Origin of the sequence: Mesorhizobium sp. M7A.F.Ca.CA.004.06.1.1 (genome assembly GCF_003999135.1) — a bacterium.
Lineage (GTDB): Bacteria > Pseudomonadota > Alphaproteobacteria > Rhizobiales > Rhizobiaceae > Mesorhizobium.
The window spans coordinates 1-2,462 of sequence record NZ_RZPQ01000835.1 but is presented as its reverse complement, the minus strand read 5'-3'; the positions used below and the strand labels follow the sequence as shown (position 1 = coordinate 2,462).

The window sequence follows — 2,462 nt, the reverse complement described above, 5'->3', positions numbered from 1 at the left end:
TCAAACCGTGGGCGTCAGGACCGGCTTTGCCGGCTCGCTTCGCCAAGCCGTGGACAGCGCCGCCCTTGGCCCCGTTCCCGGTGTGGCGATCGTGGTTGTTGTGGCCGCATTCTATGTCGGGTTGCTTGCCATCGTCTTTTTCACGGCCGATGACGACGGCGAACTGTCCTTTGGCGACGTGCATGTTTGACGTTGATGTCCGGCGACACGCCGCTGCAATGCAAACGGCGGTCCGCGCGTTGACATGGTCGGTCCGCCGAAACGTTTGGGAGAACGGAACTGCGCGCCTAGATGCCGAAGAACTGCTTGCCAACCATGTAGCCCAGTGCCGCCACGACCAGCGGAAACAGTGCCGGCGCGGCTTTGCCTAGAAGGGAGACCTGCAGGTCCTTCGCCGGCGTATGACGTGCATTGCCGAGATTCTTGGTCATTGCTTGCCTCGGGTTCGAAAGACTCATTAGCAAATGCTGATTAACAGCATGGCCGCGTTAACGGCCTGATAGGAAATCAACTCTGATCAAATGCAAATTCTAATGATCGGCACATGGACGGCAAAGACGCGCTACCCTATTTCGCGGCGTTCGAAGCGTTGACCGGGACGCGCGGCCTTTCCCGCCAATCGGCAAAACCGCGCCTGAACAACAAGATGGCTCAGGAACCCGATTTAGCAGGTGAACGCCAGCTCCAGAGCCGGTGCAGTTCGCCCGCCGCCTCGCCCGAGCTTCGTGTTGATAGGCGCGGCATCGAACGGCATGCCCGCGGGGGAGGCAGGCCGCATCCCGTCAAAAAATTCGCAAACCAATGTCGGACTTGTTACGCCTCGTTCGTCCTTGGGGTATCGAACAGGCATTTATGAAAGGATCCAGCATATGCCCGGCACCGTGCGTTTGCACCGCGTTCTGACGACCAGCCCGGAAAAGGTCTATCGCGCCTTCGTTGAAGCGGACGCGCTGGCCAAGTGGCTTCCGCCAAACGGCTTCACCTGCACGGTTCATAATTTCGAGGCAAAGGTCGGCGGCACGTTCAAGATGTCGTTCCGCAATTTCACCACGGGCGACAGCCATTCCTTCGGCGGCGAGTACCTCGAACTCGTCCCGGGCGAGCGCCTGCTCTACACCGACAGGTTCGACGATCCCAATCTGCCCGGCGAGATCCGGGTCACCGTGATCTTGAAAAAAGTGTCGGTCGGCACCGAAATCGACATCACCCAGGCCGGCATTCCGGACGTCATTCCGGTCGAGGCCTGCTATCTCGGCTGGCAGGAGTCGCTCAGAAATCTGGCAAAGCTCGTCGAACCCGAAATCAATCAATAGGCTGGGGGGTGGCCGGGAGAACGGGTCGTTTCTGGCCTGCCGAAGCCTGAAACTTGGACTGTGGCGGGAACTGCCCTTTATCGCTAGCAATTCATCATCGACACCCCCTGTGACTGGGCGTGTCAATGAAGGATGCAGCGGAGGCTAAAAAGGCATGACTCTGACCAACCGAGACATCGTCGAGTTAACGGCGTGGCGGCGCCAGCTGCACCAGGCCCCGGAAATCTCGAATGAAGAGGAGAAGACGGCAAGGGAGGTTGTCGCCTTCCTCGCCGATACGGGGCCGCACAAGGTGCTGACACAACTCGGCGGGCACGGCGTCGCGGCCATATATGACAGCGGCAAAGCGGGGCCGACGGTGCTGTTCCGATCGGAACTCGATGCCTTGCCTATCGAAGAACTTTCAGGCGTACCGCATTCGTCGCGCGTGCCGGGCAAGTCGCATATGTGCGGCCATGACGGACACACCGCGATCCTGGCATCCCTCGGCCGTCAGTTGGGGCGCGAAAGGCCTGCAAGCGGCCGCGTCGTGCTGATGTTCCAGCCGGCGGAGGAAACCGGCAATGGCGCGGCAGGTGTCGTCGCCGATCCGCGCTTCGGCGAGATCGCGCCGGATTTCGCTTTCTCATTGCACAACCTGCCCGGCGTGCCATTTGGCGAGGTGCGGCTCAAAGCCGGCGTGGTCAACTGTGCTTCACGCGGCATGCGCATCGTGCTGGAGGGCAAGACCGCCCATTCGTCCATGCCGGAGACCGGCATTTCGCCGATGCTGGCGATCAGTGAGCTGATGCCGGCGCTGCCGGCGCTCGGGCGCGGGACCTTCGCCGACGACGGCTTCTCCATGCTGACGGTCACCCATGCCGCGATGGGCGAAGCCGTGTTCGGCATCTCGCCGGCTCACGCCGAGGTGTGGGCCACGCTGCGCACCCGGCGTGACGAGCGCATGGCAAACCTGTGCGCTGCTGCCGAAGCACTGGTCGCCAGGATCGCGGGCGAGCATCGCCTTTCCGTCCGCTGGGACTATCACGAGATCTTCGTCGCCAGCGTCAACGCGCCGGACGCGGTGGAGCATCTGCGGCGCGTTGACGCTGGCGACGAAGATCTCGTGATAGTCCCAGCGGACGGAAAGGCGATGCTCGCCCTGTCTCT

The 2,462-nt window shown here is 61.9% G+C and carries 3 protein-coding genes and 1 pseudogene; 3 read left to right on the top strand and 1 reads right to left on the bottom strand.

What is annotated here, in order from left to right; all coding sequences use genetic code 11:
• A pseudogene (locus EN906_RS30875) lies at positions 1–190 on the top strand (hypothetical protein); the annotation flags it as partial.
• A gap of 97 nt (positions 191–287) precedes the next feature.
• On the opposite strand, the gene EN906_RS30870 reads toward EN906_RS30875, so the two are convergent.
• A complete protein-coding gene (locus EN906_RS30870; RefSeq protein ID WP_127271038.1) occupies positions 288–431 on the bottom strand; it encodes a hypothetical protein in 144 nt (47 codons plus the stop codon).
• Positions 432–869: 438 nt separating this feature from the next.
• Here EN906_RS30870 and EN906_RS30865 point away from each other — a divergent pair, with 438 nt between their 5' ends.
• Together EN906_RS30865 and EN906_RS30860 are read left to right on the top strand one after the other, a co-directional pair.
• Complete coding sequence (locus EN906_RS30865) at positions 870–1,313, top strand: SRPBCC family protein (protein WP_127272572.1); 444 nt, start codon at positions 870–872, stop codon at positions 1,311–1,313.
• 154 nt (positions 1,314–1,467) lie between these two features.
• Positions 1,468–2,462: amidohydrolase (locus tag EN906_RS30860; protein WP_127375638.1), on the top strand; the 995-nt coding region annotated here is incomplete at its 3' end.